At 65.9% G+C, this 14,408-nt stretch carries 19 protein-coding genes and 2 pseudogenes; 15 read left to right on the top strand and 6 right to left on the bottom strand.

What is annotated here, in order from left to right; genetic code table 11:
- Nucleotides 1–194: 194 nt before the first annotated feature.
- The 7 genes and pseudogenes from ABZX12_RS17675 (at nucleotide 195) to ABZX12_RS17645 (ending at nucleotide 4,781) form a co-directional block, all read left to right on the top strand.
- The gene (locus tag ABZX12_RS17675; RefSeq protein WP_355694245.1) at nucleotides 195–500 is read left to right on the top strand and encodes a hypothetical protein; all 306 of its coding nucleotides are present in this window, start codon (nucleotides 195–197) and stop codon (nucleotides 498–500) included.
- Nucleotides 497–1,141, top strand: coding sequence for a GGDEF domain-containing protein (locus ABZX12_RS17670; RefSeq protein WP_355694243.1), 645 nt, complete (start codon nucleotides 497–499; stop codon nucleotides 1,139–1,141). The genes ABZX12_RS17675 and ABZX12_RS17670 overlap by 4 nt, the downstream gene beginning before the upstream one ends.
- Nucleotides 1,138–2,861 (top strand): annotated as a pseudogene (locus ABZX12_RS17665) (replication initiator). Before ABZX12_RS17670 ends, ABZX12_RS17665 begins: the two are co-directional and overlap by 4 nt.
- The gene (locus ABZX12_RS17660; protein ID WP_355694242.1) at nucleotides 2,858–3,082 is read left to right on the top strand and encodes an excisionase family DNA-binding protein; all 225 of its coding nucleotides are present in this window, start codon (nucleotides 2,858–2,860) and stop codon (nucleotides 3,080–3,082) included. Before ABZX12_RS17665 ends, ABZX12_RS17660 begins: the two are co-directional and overlap by 4 nt.
- The gene (locus ABZX12_RS17655; RefSeq protein ID WP_355694240.1) at nucleotides 3,082–4,074 is read left to right on the top strand and encodes a site-specific integrase; all 993 of its coding nucleotides are present in this window, start codon (nucleotides 3,082–3,084) and stop codon (nucleotides 4,072–4,074) included. The genes ABZX12_RS17660 and ABZX12_RS17655 overlap by 1 nt, the downstream gene beginning before the upstream one ends.
- Nucleotides 3,960–4,415, top strand: coding sequence for a tyrosine-type recombinase/integrase (locus tag ABZX12_RS17650; protein ID WP_355694307.1), 456 nt, complete (start codon nucleotides 3,960–3,962; stop codon nucleotides 4,413–4,415). The genes ABZX12_RS17655 and ABZX12_RS17650 overlap by 115 nt, the downstream gene beginning before the upstream one ends.
- 204 nt (nucleotides 4,416–4,619) lie before the next feature.
- A complete protein-coding gene (locus ABZX12_RS17645) occupies nucleotides 4,620–4,781 on the top strand; it encodes a hypothetical protein (protein WP_355694238.1) in 162 nt (53 codons plus the stop codon).
- Between the two features lie 43 nt (nucleotides 4,782–4,824).
- Here the strand turns inward: ABZX12_RS17645 and ABZX12_RS17640 are convergent, their stop codons facing one another.
- The 3 genes from ABZX12_RS17640 to ABZX12_RS17630 form a co-directional block, all read right to left on the bottom strand.
- Entirely contained in the window at nucleotides 4,825–5,724 is a 900-nt protein-coding gene (locus ABZX12_RS17640) for a hypothetical protein (protein WP_355694237.1), read from the bottom strand.
- A gap of 443 nt (nucleotides 5,725–6,167) precedes the next feature.
- Nucleotides 6,168–7,205 carry a DUF4238 domain-containing protein gene (locus ABZX12_RS17635; protein ID WP_355694235.1) on the bottom strand — a complete coding sequence of 346 codons (1,038 nt, stop codon included), beginning with the start codon at nucleotides 7,203–7,205 and terminating at the stop codon, nucleotides 6,168–6,170.
- Between the two features lie 237 nt (nucleotides 7,206–7,442).
- Nucleotides 7,443–7,655, bottom strand: a complete 213-nt coding sequence (locus ABZX12_RS17630; RefSeq protein ID WP_355694233.1) for a hypothetical protein — start codon at nucleotides 7,653–7,655, stop codon at nucleotides 7,443–7,445.
- A 303-nt stretch (nucleotides 7,656–7,958) separates the two neighbouring features.
- Here ABZX12_RS17630 and ABZX12_RS17625 point away from each other — a divergent pair.
- Together ABZX12_RS17625 and ABZX12_RS17620 are read left to right on the top strand one after the other, a co-directional pair.
- Nucleotides 7,959–8,156, top strand: a pseudogene (locus tag ABZX12_RS17625) (helix-turn-helix transcriptional regulator); the annotation flags it as partial.
- Nucleotides 8,157–8,351: 195 nt separating this feature from the next.
- On the top strand, nucleotides 8,352–9,140 hold the full coding sequence (locus ABZX12_RS17620; protein ID WP_355694310.1) for a hypothetical protein: 789 nt from the start codon (nucleotides 8,352–8,354) through the stop codon (nucleotides 9,138–9,140).
- Here ABZX12_RS17620 and cutA read toward each other — a convergent pair.
- Complete coding sequence (gene cutA / locus ABZX12_RS17615; RefSeq protein WP_355694231.1) at nucleotides 9,137–9,457, bottom strand: divalent cation tolerance protein CutA; 321 nt, start codon at nucleotides 9,455–9,457, stop codon at nucleotides 9,137–9,139. The genes ABZX12_RS17620 and cutA overlap by 4 nt on opposite strands.
- 154 nt (nucleotides 9,458–9,611) lie before the next feature.
- On the opposite strand from cutA, the gene ABZX12_RS17610 reads away from it, so the two are divergent.
- Together ABZX12_RS17610 and ABZX12_RS17605 are read left to right on the top strand one after the other, a co-directional pair.
- The gene (locus ABZX12_RS17610; protein WP_355694229.1) at nucleotides 9,612–10,328 is read left to right on the top strand and encodes a hypothetical protein; all 717 of its coding nucleotides are present in this window, start codon (nucleotides 9,612–9,614) and stop codon (nucleotides 10,326–10,328) included.
- Entirely contained in the window at nucleotides 10,325–11,764 is a 1,440-nt protein-coding gene (locus ABZX12_RS17605) for a hypothetical protein (RefSeq protein ID WP_355694227.1), read from the top strand. The genes ABZX12_RS17610 and ABZX12_RS17605 overlap by 4 nt, the downstream gene beginning before the upstream one ends.
- Here the strand turns inward: ABZX12_RS17605 and ABZX12_RS17600 are convergent.
- A complete protein-coding gene (locus tag ABZX12_RS17600; RefSeq protein WP_355694225.1) occupies nucleotides 11,707–12,300 on the bottom strand; it encodes a GNAT family N-acetyltransferase in 594 nt (197 codons plus the stop codon). The genes ABZX12_RS17605 and ABZX12_RS17600 overlap by 58 nt on opposite strands.
- Nucleotides 12,297–13,085 (bottom strand): GntR family transcriptional regulator, encoded by a 789-nt coding sequence (locus ABZX12_RS17595; protein WP_355694224.1) that lies wholly within the window; start codon nucleotides 13,083–13,085, stop codon nucleotides 12,297–12,299. The genes ABZX12_RS17600 and ABZX12_RS17595 overlap by 4 nt, the downstream gene beginning before the upstream one ends.
- Nucleotides 13,086–13,217: 132 nt before the next feature.
- Here ABZX12_RS17595 and ABZX12_RS17590 point away from each other — a divergent pair, with 132 nt between their 5' ends.
- From ABZX12_RS17590 to ABZX12_RS17575, 4 genes are read left to right on the top strand one after another with little or no spacing between them, the layout of a single operon-like run.
- Nucleotides 13,218–13,667 carry a plasmid replication, integration and excision activator gene (locus ABZX12_RS17590; protein WP_355694222.1) on the top strand — a complete coding sequence of 150 codons (450 nt, stop codon included), beginning with the start codon at nucleotides 13,218–13,220 and terminating at the stop codon, nucleotides 13,665–13,667.
- A 3-nt stretch (nucleotides 13,668–13,670) separates the two neighbouring features.
- Nucleotides 13,671–13,940, top strand: coding sequence for a hypothetical protein (locus ABZX12_RS17585; protein ID WP_355694220.1), 270 nt, complete (start codon nucleotides 13,671–13,673; stop codon nucleotides 13,938–13,940).
- Nucleotides 13,940–14,176, top strand: a complete 237-nt coding sequence (locus ABZX12_RS17580) for a hypothetical protein (protein ID WP_355694218.1) — start codon at nucleotides 13,940–13,942, stop codon at nucleotides 14,174–14,176. Before ABZX12_RS17585 ends, ABZX12_RS17580 begins: the two co-directional genes overlap by 1 nt.
- Before the next feature lie 5 nt (nucleotides 14,177–14,181).
- On the top strand, nucleotides 14,182–14,391 hold the full coding sequence (locus tag ABZX12_RS17575; protein ID WP_355694216.1) for a hypothetical protein: 210 nt from the start codon (nucleotides 14,182–14,184) through the stop codon (nucleotides 14,389–14,391).
- The last annotated feature ends 17 nt before the right edge of the window (nucleotides 14,392–14,408 follow it).

Genomic DNA, 14,408 nt, shown 5'->3' with positions numbered 1-14,408 from the left:
CCTCGTCGGGCAGTCGTACACCAACCAGCCTGGTGCCCGGCGAGGTGATCCGCCCCGGCTGATCTCTGAGGAGGGCCGGGGTCGCGGAGTTCGCCCGGATCAACACCTACGCCGCCGCCGGCATCGGCGTCGCCGCACAGTCCGCCTACCACGCCCTTGCCGTGTGGTCGGCACAACCGGCCACCGGGCGCACCATGTGGCAACCGGTCCTCGCCGCCGTCGTCGGGGCGCTCCCGCCCGCCGTCGCCGGCCTGGCCGTGCACATGCGCGCCCTCATCCGCCGCGAATCACGCCCCACCAAGGCGACCCCGGCCACCCCGGCTCCGCTCACCGCCAACCCAACGCCCGCCCCCGTCGCCGCCGCCCCGACCCCCACCGACGTTCCGGCGGAAACCGCGCCGGCCCCGGCCACCTCGGTCGCGCCCGCCGTCGTGCCGGTCCCCGCTTCCGCGTTCGCCCGCCGCAACGGCACCCCGCTGACTCGGGAGGTGACTCGATGACCGACCACCTGCTATCCGGCCTGCTTTTCGCCGTTCGCCTCGGCCTGTTCGCCTGGGATCAGTACCGGCTCTACGTCGCCCGCTACGAGCTGGCCGCGCTGCAACGCGCCGCCCTCCGCGATCCGCTCACCGGGCTCGCCAACCGCGCCGGCCTCGCCGCCGGCTGGGACCAGCTCGCGCCGCTGCGGCCGTGGGTGGTGGTGGTCGACCTGGACGGCTTCAAGCCGGTCAACGACACCCACGGCCATGCCGCCGGGGACCTGGTGCTGACCGCTGTTGCTTCCCGGCTCCGCACCGTTCACGGCATCGCGGCCCGGCTCGGTGGGGATGAGTTCGCCGCCCTGCTGCTCGACCCGAACCCGGCCGCGGCTGCCCGCGAGCTCGCCGCCGCCATCGCCGCCCCCGTCCGCCTGCCCTCCGGCGTCTCGGTGTCGGTGACCGCGAGCATTGGGATCGCCCCCGCCAGTCCCGCTGGCCTCGCCGCCGCCCTGGCCGACGCCGACGCCGCGATGTACCGGGCCAAGACCACCAGGGCCGGCGTCGTCGCCTTCGACCCGCTGCGCGATGACCACGCCACCGCTGACCCCCGCCCCGCTCTCCGGGTCCGCGACCTGGCCCCGTCGCTGGGGGTGGGCCGATGACGACGACTCCGACGCTGCCCGGCCTCGCCCCCGCCCCTCTGGCGGGTCCGAGGCCGGGCTCCCGGGCCGCCCGGATGCTGATGCCTCGCTCCGTCGACGTCGTGGCCGACCTTGCGGCGGACTACGGCGTCTGCACCCGTCCCGTCTCGCTACGCCGCACGGACCTTGACTCGGGGCAGACCGAGGTGATCGACCTGCCGTGCGGCGCTACGCAGGAGGCCAAGTGCCCGGCCTGCGCCACCCGTGCTCGCCGGCTGCGGCAGCAGCAGATCCGCGAGGGTTGGCACCGCGACGACGAACCCGACCCCGGACCCCTGCCGGCCACCGACGCGCAGCGCGGCCTGATCGTCGCCCGCGCTCACCTGGAGTTCGCCCGCGATGAAGCCGCCCGGGCGTCGCAGTGGGATCAGGTCGGGGACCTGGACGACGCGATCGCGGAACTGGAAGAACAGGTCACCACGGAAGGGCTCCGGGGTCGGCCGGCTCCGCCGCATGCGAGTGAGGACCAGGAGGACGGTGACGGCAAGCGGCGGGTGCGCTCGACCAAGCGGCGGCAGGACGCCCCGGACCTTCCGCGTCTCCCGGTGGAGAACCGGACCGTGGGCCGCACGTTCGAGGGGCATGGCGGGCAGGCGTTTCGGCCGTCGATGTTCCTGACCCTCACGCTCGGCTCCTACGGCCGCGTCCACTCCGATGGGACGCCGGTCGACCCGGACGCCTACGACTACCGTCGCGCGGCCTGGGACGCGGTGCACTTCCCCCGGCTGCTCGACCGGTTCTGGCAGAACCTGCGCCGTGCCGTGGGTTGGAACGTCCAGTACGCCGGGGCGGTGGAACCGCAACGCCGGTTGGCTCCGCATGCGCACTTCGCGATCCGGGGCACCATCCCCCGGGCACTGATCCGGCAGGTCGCCGCCGCCACCTACCACCAGGTGTGGTGGCCCCCCGCCACCGAGCTGGTCTACGAACCGGGAAGGGCGCCGCAGTGGGACGCCGACGCGGGCGGCTACACCGACCCGGACACCGGCGAGCTGCTGCCGTCGTGGGATGACGCCCTGGACCTGGTCGACGCCGACCCCGACACCGAACCCGTGCATGTCGTCCGCTTCGGTGTCCAGGTCGACGCCAAGGGCGTCCTCGCCGGCACCAAGGACGCAGACCGGTGCGTCGGCTACATCACCAAGTACCTCACCAAGCAGGCCGCCGACTGCCACGACGTCACCACCGGCCGGCAACGCGCCCACCTGGAACGGCTCTGGCAGGAACTACGGCACACGCCGTGCTCGGAGCGGTGCGCCAACTGGCTGCTCTACGGCGTCCACCCAAGAAGGCCCGCCCGGGACTCAAGCCGGGCAACTGCAAGAACAAGGTCCACAAACGGGAAACCCTCGGCATCCGCGGCCGACGCGTCCTCATCTCCCGGCCGTGGTCCGGCAAGACACTGGCCGACCACCGCGCCGATCGGCGCGAGTGGGTCAAAGCACTGCTCGGCGTGACCACCGACGCCGACACCGCCCCGGCCGGCTCCGACACCGTCCGGCACGCGTGGGAACTCGCGAAGCCCACCGACCCCGACGTGCCACCCCTCGGTCACCGGGTCCTGCGGGCGATCTCTGAACGCATCCAATGGCGGGCACAGCTCGACGCCGCCAGACGGGCCGCCGACCCGCCCGATGTTTCGGCAACTGACTGCAAGCCCACACAGAACGGGGAGGCATGACGGTGGTGGACGAGGTCCTGACGGTAGAGGAAGCCGCGGGCCGGATGAAGATGAGCGTCCGCTACGTGCGCCGGCTGGTCGCGCAGCGACGCATCGCCTTCCACAAGGTCGGCCGCAGCGTGCGCCTCAAGGCTTCGGACGTGGACGCCCACGTCAACGCGGGCAGGGTGGAACCGCTCACCGCGTCCGAGGTGTGGTCTGGCCTGCGGAGCGTGGCCTGATGACGGCACGTCGACGGTTCGGCAGCATCCGGAAGCGGGAGTCGGGCCGATACCAGGTCCGCTATCCGGGACCGGATGGGCGCCAGCGGACCGCCCCGGACACCTTCGCCCGCAAGTCAGACGCGGACCGGTACCTGTCGATGGTCGAAGCGCAGATGACTCGCGGGGAGTGGATCGATCCTGAGCGGGCGCGGGTCACGCTGGGCGACTACGCCGAGCGGTGGATCGCGCAGCGCCCTGGCCTGCGTCCTCGGACAGTGGCCCTGTACCAGTGGCTACTCGGCAAGCACATCTCGCCGTACCTGGGCGGGGTGGAGCTGAGCCGGTTGGATACGCCGATGATCCGCGAGTGGCGGGCGAGACTGCTCGGCAACGGCGTCTCGGAGACGATGGCCGCCAAGGCGTACCGGCTGCTGCGGGCCGTGCTGATGACGGCGGTCAACGAGGACGAGTTGCTGCGAAAGAACCCGTGCCGGATTCTGGGTGCGGACCAGGAGAAGCCGGCGGAGCGACCGGTGCTCACGCTCGCCCAGGTGCTCAAGCTCGCCGAGCTGGTGGACGAGCGGTACCGCGCCCTGGTCCTGGTGACCACCTTCGCCTGCCTGCGGTGGGGCGAGGTGTCCGCGCTGCAACGGCAGGATGTCGACGCCGACGCCGGGGTGGTCCGCGTTCGTCAGACCTTCACGGAGGTGCGTGGGGTCGGGATGGTTCTCGGTCCGCCGAAGTCGCGGGCTGGTCGGCGGGCCGTTTCAGTGCCGGCGGCAATCCTGCCGGCGCTGCGCGAGCACTTGGCGGCGTTCGTCGATGACACCCGGAAGCGTTGGTGTTCACGACTCCGTCCGGCCGGCCGATCTGGCGCGGCAACCTCAACAAGGTCATCGGCTGGCCGGCGGCGGTCGGCAAGCTCAACGTGCCGGGTCTGCACTTTCACGACCTACGGCACACGGGCAACACGATCGCGGCGCGGACGGGCGCGAGCACTCGGGAACTGATGGCCCGGATGGGTCACGACTCGGCGCAAGCGGCCATGATCTACCAGCACGCCACCTCAGAGGCGGATCGGGCTATCGCCCAGGCGGTGAGCGACGCGGTGAAGGCCGAGCGCAAGAAGGCCAAGAAGCCGGCGGCGGCTGCCTCGGACAAGGGCAAGGCAAGAAGACGGGCAAGAGGCGTGGCTAGTGGCCCGTGGATGGCCCGCCGGCCGCTGCTGGCCGCAGCAACGCCGAAGGCCCTGGCCGGGACTCTCGTCCTGACCAGGGCCTTTCGCCTGGAGCGGGTGACGGGAATCGAACCCGCACTGTCAGCTTGGGAATCACTCCGCCTACCCGCCTGACGACGTGGCCAAGCCTGGCACAACCGGCCCGCTCCGGCCTGGACTACCCCCACCCGGCCCCCTGTAATGGCACGTGAATGGCACGAGACGCGTGCGCTGACGCCCTTGGCGTGCCGCAGCCGCTATGCCCAGAATCTGCGCGACACTGGGACCATGCCCCGCGAGGACCGCAGTAGCCGCCGCGGTAGGTCCGCTGCAGCCGCCATGCTGATCGCGGGCATCGCATCGCCGGCCAGCGGCTGGAGTGCGCCACCAAGCGCGGTTCAGGCCGGGTTGTTGCTCCTCACCTTCGCCGCGTTGCTCGGTTCGTCTGTGGCCCACGAGCGGCCCGCGCAGATTCAAAAAAAACGAACTGCGAGTTTCTGAAACCGGCCGACCGACTGTGAGAGTGTGAGGACGGTCAGCATTGCTAGTGGCTGCTCGGTCCCCTGCCAGTCGCCGGTTCATCGCCAAGGGACATCCAGGTCCACGGGCCGTCGAGCCCTTCCCGCAGATAGATACGATCCGGCTCATCCATTTCCGATGGGTAGCGCTGCATCACTGCCTCGACAAGGTTCTGGGCGTCGGTGGAGTGCGCAAGATCTGCGGCCATCGTCAGCACTTCAAAGTACGGACCGGGAAGGCCAGCGACGATCAACTGTCCGCGGTCCAGCAGGATGGATAGCGTCTGATCTCGTTCGGACAAGCGTCGCCGGTCGAGATGGGCTCCGCCCAGTTTGTTCGCGACGTAGTGGAGTAGGTCCTGTCGCTTGATCTTGTTCGACGCGATCTGGATGCACGTCGAGCGCTTGTAGGCAGTCAGCTTGTATGTTCGTCTGACGCTGTGCCGAATCCGAAGATCGTCCCAGGCAGTCGACCCGAAGGCTTCCCGTCCTTTGTGTTCTGCGGCCGGCACGATGACCATCGACAATCCCGCGTGACGTGCTCGACTCGGGCTCGAGCCGCCCGCGTATGCGTAGTGAATCCACATCGGGTCGGGTACGTCCCTGACCATTGGTTCCGGATCCATAGCGCGCAAGCTCGGTTCGCCCTCGTTGCCCATCAGCCTCCACGCCGTGCTGTAGTCGCCGTGCAGCAAGAGTCGCCTGAGGACCGTCGCGATGAGCCGCACGTCAGTCCGTGTCACCTGATCCTGAACCGGTCGCGCCAGGAACCTAAGGTCCTCTGCAACAACAGTCACGAGATCGATGTCGTGTTCCGTGAGCTCGGGTTGGCTGGATTGCTTGCCCATAGCGATGTAGTACACGACCTGGCTCGGCACGGCCAGCGGAATAGTGCGGCTCTCGCCCGAGTTCCATGTGGCCAACACTCAGCCTAAGTACCTCCGCCAGGAACGCGGGGAGGTACAAGGACGTACAGACCTTCGGACCGCGCCCACACCTGCCCCGTCCCCCTGATAGCCGCCAGCCCAGGGCAGGGCGTCGTGGGTCAAGAGTCGGCTTGCCGATCCCGCAGGGACGCCGCAGGCGCTCTTGACGCACGACGGTCTGCCCGGACAATCGAGCGACCAGGGGGACGGGGCCAACTCGCCGGCCTTAGCCGGAGTCGCACAGCTCGGGCCTGGATGATCGGAGGAACACTTCAGGATCGAATCGGACGCAGATGGTGCGTGCGGGTTGAGGGCGTCGGCCGGCAGGCCGTAAGCCCGGCCCGCGCTGCGCGCCGCTTGCGGCGCGCCTTGATTTCTAAGAGGTCAACTCGGCAGCAGCGACGACTGGCGGCGAACCTGCGTCGGCCGGACCGCAGCGAAGGTTACCGATCCTGTTGAGGCTCCCTCGCTGTCCTTGGCTGTGGCGGCTCGATGCCCGCGTCAAGTAGCACTCGGCGGTCGTCGTCCGCCATGAAGCGCCATGGGTCGCCCGACATGTGGACCTCCCCGGTACGTGGTGCCGGGAGATCGAGACCGACGAGCGGGGAGTCTTGCGGGTGATGGAACAGCATCCGCCTGGCGCTGTTGACAGTGCACGAGTTGCTGTACAGCGCGATGGCCGCGACGCCAGCCTGCCGCCTGTCTTGAGATTGCCCCGCCAGTTCGGGCGGAAGCTTCCCGCGTAGGTGCATTGAGAGCGCGTACCTGCGCGTGAGCGGTACGTGGATCGAATCAGCGTTCTCGATCCCGGTTCCCATGCCCATCGCGGTCAGGTCATCATTCGGCACGACGCACACAGGATGGTCGCATGTGGCCAAGCTCTTCCGCTCGAAGGTGGTGAGTATCCACCACCGATTCAGCAAGCTCTCTGTTACTCGCGGCAACATCTTGGCGAGGTGCTGGATGTGATGGTTCGGATGCGCTTCGACTTCGAGCGGATTCTCAAAAAGACCGATCCATTCGCGGGTCACCGACTCTTCATCGTGCGGTTCGCCGAGATCCCGGAGAGCCTCTCGGAGTCTTCGGCGGCCACCCACAATCAACTCCATCTGCAACATGTCAGTGCCGAGCTGACTCATGGAGGCGCGATTCCCGCTGCCGCGTAGAAGCTGAAGAGCGATCCATCCGGCGACGTGCTCACGAGCCTCGGGAGTGAGAGGCCACACTCCTTCCGACAGCTCACGCCAAGCCTCCGAGGCTACTGACTCGATGCCCCCGAACGCCGTCTCGGCCGCGTCGGTCGGCTGCCCGTCGTGTCCGATAGCCGTGTAGAACCGAGTCCGAACTGTCGCCCTTTCGATGCTCTGATTGAATCTCCGATCTCCGGGCAGCATCACGGTGGTGACCTGGTCGGCTTCGTCGGCGAAATAGCGCAAATAGAACTTCGACACGACATGATGTCTCTTCGCCTGGTCCGCCAAGGCTCCTCCTCTGCCCGCGCCACCTGCCATCAAGGCTAGAGGGTCCAGCCGAAAGCACGCCGTATTCGGTGCGTGCTTGCGCTCATCACTGGCCCCGATCCCCTGAACTGGAGCGCGGCGACCCCGGCTGTGAGGAGGTCAGCCGGGGTCGCTTGGTGGAGAGCGGGACGGGCGCGGATGCAGGGGTCAGCACGCCAGCCCCGCCGATTAGGTGGTGATTCTCTGCCGAGGCTCGATCTAACGCCGCTCCAGCTGGCGGTAGCTGCGGGTCGACATGCGCGGCGTGATCGGGCCGCGGGCTAAGTACGCCTCTACGCACCATGGAAATATCTGGCCGACGTGGCGCGGGTCGTACCCGTTGAGCCAGACACCGTTCCGCCGGTCGACGGCCGTGGCTTGCCAAGCCCACCGCCGCAACTGCCGGTCACGGACGTTCCGCCGCTTAGTCATCGAGCCACTCCGCCCCAATGTCGTCGCGGTGGTAGCCCTGGTGGTGGCCCAGCCGACACAGGCGCTTGGTCATCGGGTTCCGACCCTCGCACGGGTCCCGCGGCGAACTTCGCAGCTCCGGCCACCCGAGTTCACTCTGCTTGCCGGGCTTCTGGCTCTCCCCCGACCACTCGACGCCGTCACCTACCGCCGACTCGACCATCGCTGTGTCAGCCCCTTCTGCCACTGGTACCTTCGTTCTGTGGTGTTGACTCGCCGCACCGCCCAGATAACAACAAGTAATTCGGGCCGGGTGAGGCAGAAATGGGGCATCCAGTGAGGCAGGTGCGACGGCTATCCCTGGCTCAGCGCCGAAAGTCTGTCGGGCTGAGCCAAGACGGGCTCGCCCACGCGCTCGGCGTCGAGCGGTCGACCATCGTCCGCTGGGAAGCCGGCCGGACTGATCCACAGGCGTGGGTACGCCCAGAACTGGCGCGGGCGCTGAAGCTATCTGTGGAGCAGCTAGACGATCTGCTTCACGCGGACACCGGCAGCCCTGACGCGGTGGACCGGAGGGCCTTCGCAGGCCTGGCAACAGCCCTCGCTCTTGCGCCTCTTGCCCGGGCGCGAACGGGTAGTCAGATCGGCGCAACACAGATACGTCAGCTCCGGCAGCGGACGGCTCGTCTGCGTCGACTGGACGACCATCTCGGAGGCATGGACACCTACGAGATCTATACGTCCGAGATGGATGCAACGGCCAAGCTCATCAAGACGGCCAGCTATAGCAGCGCGACGGCCCGAGCGCTAACCGGCGTGTACGCCGAACAAGCTCAGATGGCCGGATGGGCCGCCTTCGATGCCGGCCGCTACGTTGAATCGCGTCGGCACTACAAGGCAGCCTTGTCCGCAGCGAAGGAATCTGGGGACTCCGGCTTGGAAGGCAACTCCCTGGCGTTCATGGCCTACGAGAAGGCCGACACCGAGACCGCCGCCCAGTCGACACGCGTCGCGGGCACTCGGACGACACCTCGGGTTCGCGCCCTGCTCCACGAGCGGCTTGCCTGGACTTACGCCGTCAGTGGGCAGGTATCGGCCACGGCACAGACACTCGATGCCGCCGTAGCGGCGGTCAACGAACCGTCACACTTCCCGGAGCCGGATTGGGTGTTCTGGGTTGATCCGCTGGAGATCGACATCATGGCAGGCCGCTGCTACACGGAACTCGGCCGGCCGGCCCGCGCAGTTCCGTTGCTGGACGACGCTCTGTCGCGGTACGACGACACGCACTCTCGCGACAAGGCGCTCTACAGCACCTGGCTTGCTCATGCGCTGATGGACGCCGACGATCCCGAGCGGGCCGCATACGTAACCGAGCACGCTATCGACCTCGCGTCAGGTGTCGGCTCGGTTCGTCCCGGCGAGCGATTGCGAGGCGTTCTCAGTCGCCTGTCCCGATACGGCGGACCTGAGGTCGCGGCGGTACTCGAACGCGCCCGCGGCTAGCCCTTCGTCGTCCGGTCAAGCCAGTCCAGGTAGCCTGCCGAGCCTGCGGTGATCGGCACCGCGCTCACTTCGGGATTGCCCCAAGAATGGCTCTCCAACAGGTGAGCCTCAAGCTCGGCGTACCGATGCTGAGTGGTCTTCAGTAAGACCTGCCACTCCTCACCTTCACCGTACTGACCCTCATGCCAGAAGACGGAGACGACTGGGCCCACAACCTGGGCTCCCGCCGCGAGGCCAGCGCCTACTGCCGTACCCGCGAGCTGGACCGCTTCGTCACGAGTCGCCGTCGCCGTCGAGACCTGCAAGTAGCCAGACATGCAGCAAAGTCTAGGTGGGATGACAAGCCGGCACCCTGGGCATCGTGTGCCAGGTCGTCGACGTGCCGTGATTGGGCCGAGCCAGCCGGTGGTGGCGCTGTTGTTGGTCGCCGGCAGCGGAGTCACTCGCCCTATCCTCCACAGGATCAAGGCTGTGACGCTGCCGCAGAAGGTGGCCCGAACATCATCGTTAGATTCTCTAAATCAATTGTTTCATTCACGGACGACCGCCGCCACAACGCGCTTCCCCAGTGACGTACCGGCATCGATCGCCTACTATGCGGGAATGCCCAGGGAGGGGACGCAGAAGGCGGGGTTCGACGGCACCGACTTCACGAAACGGTGGCTTGAAAGCACCACGTGGGTTGAGTTGCCATTCGACGCGTACGACAACGAAGTGTTTTGCACGCCCGAAATTCTTGACGGGACTGTTCAAGGATTCGATCTCTTCGGGTACATTCACACCAAACCCAAGAGAACTCCGCTCTATGTCGAGTCGAAGAACGTAAACACCACGGGCGGCAGTCAAGCCGCAGATTTCATTGAGTTCTTGGCCAATGCCTATAGCGTCACCGCTCAACACCTGCGGAAACACAAGGCCGATCCGCGATGCGAATTCATGTTCGTGACGCGACAACCCTTCAATATTGGCAACTGGTCCAGCCATCTTGAGCCATCGAGTATCAAGACTGCCCTGGGGAAGCATCCCGAGAAGCTCGGCGATCAAGAGATCGATGATGATCTGGTAAAGACCGTGTCAGACCGGCTCTGGCTGCTTGTCGTCCATGAGCGCCAGGAACGATTAATGCTTACGGGCAGTGAGATTAGCCTGATTGAGTCATTGTTGAAGCGGAAGGTTAAGGAGCAATGACGCTTGGGGTGGAGCAGGTTTCTGCAGAAATAGCCAATGCCTTGAGTCAGCCGGTACCGGATGACCTGGTCCGCGCTGTCAAGAGTGTGGTCAGGCGAGAACTGGAGGAACTCAGTCCGGATGCTAGCGTGACTCCCACTGAGTATTACAACCACTCCTATATTCCGGACATGGTCGTGGAATGGGGAGGCGGATCGGGGCCACGTCGAAAGCGTGAGATCTTCATCAGGCAATCTCTGCGTAGCTACTCGATTCAAAGAGACCTTGATGTGTTGTCGGATCGTGAGCCGGTTGTACTTGGCCTAGCGAATGCTCGCGATGAGGACGAGCGAGTTGACGCGACGGTCGTACGGGAAGCGATGCCGGAGCATGCCCGGACGCTCGTCACCGAAGTGAACACCATGGCCGCCATGACCGCGGAGCCTGCGCCCGTCGACAGCAGCTCCCCGGATATCGCAGCCCCCCTGATGCGCCTGATTCGCACGAACGTCATCGAGGGAGGTCGGGGGTTCCTGGGGAGCGATCAGGTACGAGTGCTGAACTCTGAGTTCAGAACGGCAGACGCAGAAGAGGTTCCGGGCGAAGATGCCCCCTCTTTTGAGCAGACCATATCCGAGCTGTTCGCGGAGGATTCCGCGACGCGGATCTACCGCACTGCCGATCTATTGCGGCGCGGACTACTCCAGACGACCGACCTGGACATTACGTCAGGCCGCTTCTCTCCAGCCGAGCTCCGCATCATTGTTCCTTTCCTATTGAAGCATCCACAGACCACATATGACGAACTATTCTGGCGTCAGGTCGGATCGATGATGACCTTTGAAGATCTCCTCAGCCTGAGCGAGGAATTGCACGAGGTCGATCTGACTCGACTAGTTCGCCCGAACGCGGTTGCCTGGGAAGCTCGTCGGATGCAGTTGTCGCTGGACGCGGAATACGAGGAAGAAGCTGAAGGAGGCTGGTGGGTTTCAAAGCAGCAACTTTTGCTTGGATTCACTTCAGGATATAGAGTGTCATTGTCCCATGACGCGAGAAAGCTGAAGGGACGAGACGGTGGGTCCGCCGCCAGATGGAACGACATCTCAAGCGTGGTCGACAGATACATCCTTGAGTCAATCAGACTGCAAGGCGTTTCACGGACAATCTCTGTCAGCGCAGAGAATTCCAATAACGTGAAACGTGATGTCGATCAAATTCAGCAAACAATTGACGATCAGTTTCATGTTACAGAATTGACGCTCAGGCCGCTTCGATCTCTGAATGAAGCGAGCACAATCGTGAATTTCATGGCCTGGACGGCCACATCCGAAGGCGGCGAGTCAGTCCAGAACCTAACCGATGTGGGACTGTCTCTCCTAGGACACCGCAGGCCGGTCGATCAAAGCGAACTCTTATTGCCGCGGCTCGATGCAGACGAGGGAGAGCCGGAGGCGTAACGCGCCGCCATCCTGACGCCTGAGGAAGCAGCCTGGATTGTCGACCGCTGGAACAGTGCCCCCGACGGATAATCGGCGAGGTCCAGCGTGCGGACATGCTTGAAGCCGTTGTGGAGGTAGTAGTTGTGGAGGCCGGTGTTGTCGGTCCACACATCGATGCGTAGCCAGTGGAGGCCGAGGCGGTGGGCTCGGTGGCAGGCCCAGTCCATGATTTCGGTGCCTAGGCCGGCGTGCTTGCGGCGGACGATGAGGCGGTGCATGTACATCGCCGGGTCGGCCTGCTCCTCCGGGGTCCAGAGACGCGGGTCCGAGAAGGTGTCGAGAGCAAGGGTGGCCATGGTGGCTTCGTTCTCGTCGCGGACCATCCAGGTTTCGCCGGCCTCGATGCTGCCGAGGATTCGGCGGTTCTGCTCCTCGGGGTTGGGCCACGCGACGGCCCATTGATCGATGCCACGTTGAGCGAGCCATTCGCTGGCCTCGGTGCGCAGGGCCAGAATGACGCCCAGGTCGTCAGCGTCGGCTCGCTCGATGATCATGCTTCGGCACCCTCTTGCGCCAGGTACGCGCGTACGTCGCCAAGTTCGTAGATGACCCGGTTTCGGTCGCTGGCAAAGGTCGTCAACGTCAGGCGAAGCGGGCGCTTGTCGCTATAGGTCGTACGCGCATAGACGATGACCGGCGTACCCGAGCCGAGCTGGAGCTTGCGCGCCTCGTCGGGCGTCGGCATCCGCGCGGTGATCTCGTCGCGGTAGCCGATCTCCTCGTGACCGACCTTGGCCATCGCTCGAATCGCACCACCGGCGATGTCGTTCGGCACGACTAGGCCGGCCTGCTGGGCGATGTCCATGGGGTAGTAGCTGACCTGGATGCTTAGAGGCTGGTTGTCGGCGTACCGGACGAAGCCGCGGGACACGAGCGCGTCACCTTCGGCGACCTGGAGCCGGTTGGAGAAGTCGGGGCCGGCCACTTCGAGACTCATCGCGAAGTCGCGATACTCGGCATGCCGGCCCTGCTCGGCCATCTCGGATTGGAAGGCGTCCGCCTGGTCGCTCGCGCGGCGATCGCGGGTCTCGGCCCAGGTGGCGTGATAGTCGGCCATGATCCGCTCGCGCACGATGGTGCCTCGCCCCGGCGTGCTGGTCACCATGCCCTCGTTCTGGAGCATGCCGAGCGCTAGCCGGACGGTGTTTCGCGACACGTCATGGGCGGCCATGAGGTCTTGCTCGGTCGGCACTCGCTCGCCGGCCTTGATCTTGCCCGTGCGGATCTGCTCGCGCAGCTCGGCTGCGATGCGCTGGTAGAGCGGTGCTGACTGTGCCATTCGAGGGAACCTCCTGGTTCGTACCAACCAATGGTCCCATCTTCCTTGACTTCGCGCCAACCCCAGGGTAAAGATTGGTCTCGTACCAAACGTTGGTACGAATCCAATGAAGGGATCAGAACCATCATGGGTATGCCGAGAAGGATCGTCATCGAGTTCGGCGACACGTTCCCCCACGGTCTGTTCGCGGTCTCCGAGGTGACTGCGGCTCGGGACTTCGAGAAGTCCACCAAGACCAACCCCGTTCAGACGATCGACGAGGACTCCGGCCTTCCGGTCTGGACCCTCGACGTGATGGACGGCGACCCGGAGGCCCGCAAGGCAGACCGGACGTTCACGATCCGAATCATCACCAAGGTTCAGCCGGTCCTCCCGCCGGCGCTGCCGGGCCTGCCGTTCACGGCGATCGAGCTGCAGGGCATGACCGCCGCCCCGTGGGTCGACACCCGAAGCTGCTCGGCTCCGGACGAGGGCCGTTCCCACCGCTGCCGGGCGCGGCAGGGCTGGAGCTTCCGGTGCATGGGCATCCGCGCGCCGAAGAACATGCCAGGCTCCGGCGCGACCGAGCAGAAGGCGGCCTGACCCATGAGCGTCGCGGAGAGCGTCGACTCCAGCCAGTTCCTGGCCTACCAGAACGGGCGCGCGGCCTTCCTGCTGAGCGAGCTGCTGACGGGCGAGCCGAGCAAGTTCGTTCGCTTCGAGGCGCGGACCTGGCTCAACCAGCATCAGGCCTGGCTGTCCGACTCGGACGAGGAGGGCGACGACTGGGAGGACAGCTACGAAGACGACGAGGCGGACGAGGCCCCTGCTGATCGGGAGGTCAACAGGGTCCTCTACTCGGAGGGGTGGTTGTGATGACCCCGTGGCGCGACGCCGAACCCGGGGAGGTCTGCACCTGTGGGCGGCAGGCGCGGGAGGTCTTCGTCCGCGCGGACGGCGACGAGATCGGCTACTGCGGCATCGCGGACGGCGGCGACAAGGACGGTCCATGTCCGTTCTGCGGCTTGCGCCGACACTCGCCGGGTCCGTGCCCGAGGTACACCCTGCGTCCGCCGGTGACCCGTGATGACTCGCGACCGAACGGCGGCTGATCGATATGGCGAGGATCAAGGGCAAGGAGGTCGGGACGGGTCCGGTGAACTTCCGGGCCCCCTCGGTCGCCATCCGGCTCAAGTGGGTGGTGATCTGGTACTGCCTGCGTGCGATGATCCGCGCGGCGGGCTGGCTGGTTCGGCACCCGCTGTTCGTCATCGTGCCGTTGCTCGGGCTCAAGGCGTATCAGCTCTGGACCGGCGGCGATGCCTAGTTGGTCATTGCGACTGC

The organism is Kribbella sp. NPDC003505, from assembly GCF_040610875.1.
Taxonomy (GTDB): Bacteria; Actinomycetota; Actinomycetes; order Propionibacteriales; family Kribbellaceae; genus Kribbella.
The sequence above is the reverse complement of the archived record's forward strand: the minus strand, read 5'-3'. Positions and strand labels throughout refer to the sequence as shown.

Excerpts from the sequence above, each read along its gene's own strand:
- ABZX12_RS17595 (WP_355694224.1), bottom strand. The coding sequence starts at position 13,085 with ATGGCACAGTCAGCACCGCTCTACCAGCGCATCGCAGCCGAGCTGCGC.
- ABZX12_RS17605 (WP_355694227.1), top strand. The coding sequence starts at position 10,325 with ATGACGCTTGGGGTGGAGCAGGTTTCTGCAGAAATAGCCAATGCCTTG.
- ABZX12_RS17575 (WP_355694216.1), top strand. The coding sequence starts at position 14,182 with ATGGCGAGGATCAAGGGCAAGGAGGTCGGGACGGGTCCGGTGAACTTC.
- cutA (WP_355694231.1), bottom strand. The coding sequence starts at position 9,457 with ATGTCTGGCTACTTGCAGGTCTCGACGGCGACGGCGACTCGTGACGAA.
- ABZX12_RS17675 (WP_355694245.1), top strand. The coding sequence starts at position 195 with ATGTGGCAACCGGTCCTCGCCGCCGTCGTCGGGGCGCTCCCGCCCGCC.
- ABZX12_RS17585 (WP_355694220.1), top strand. The coding sequence starts at position 13,671 with ATGAGCGTCGCGGAGAGCGTCGACTCCAGCCAGTTCCTGGCCTACCAG.
- ABZX12_RS17670 (WP_355694243.1), top strand. The coding sequence starts at position 497 with ATGACCGACCACCTGCTATCCGGCCTGCTTTTCGCCGTTCGCCTCGGC.
- ABZX12_RS17655 (WP_355694240.1), top strand. The coding sequence starts at position 3,082 with ATGACGGCACGTCGACGGTTCGGCAGCATCCGGAAGCGGGAGTCGGGC.
- ABZX12_RS17660 (WP_355694242.1), top strand. The coding sequence starts at position 2,858 with ATGACGGTGGTGGACGAGGTCCTGACGGTAGAGGAAGCCGCGGGCCGG.
- ABZX12_RS17645 (WP_355694238.1), top strand. The coding sequence starts at position 4,620 with ATGCTGATCGCGGGCATCGCATCGCCGGCCAGCGGCTGGAGTGCGCCA.
- ABZX12_RS17590 (WP_355694222.1), top strand. The coding sequence starts at position 13,218 with ATGCCGAGAAGGATCGTCATCGAGTTCGGCGACACGTTCCCCCACGGT.
- ABZX12_RS17620 (WP_355694310.1), top strand. The coding sequence starts at position 8,352 with ATGGACACCTACGAGATCTATACGTCCGAGATGGATGCAACGGCCAAG.
- ABZX12_RS17630 (WP_355694233.1), bottom strand. The coding sequence starts at position 7,655 with ATGACTAAGCGGCGGAACGTCCGTGACCGGCAGTTGCGGCGGTGGGCT.
- ABZX12_RS17600 (WP_355694225.1), bottom strand. The coding sequence starts at position 12,300 with ATGATCATCGAGCGAGCCGACGCTGACGACCTGGGCGTCATTCTGGCC.
- ABZX12_RS17580 (WP_355694218.1), top strand. The coding sequence starts at position 13,940 with ATGACCCCGTGGCGCGACGCCGAACCCGGGGAGGTCTGCACCTGTGGG.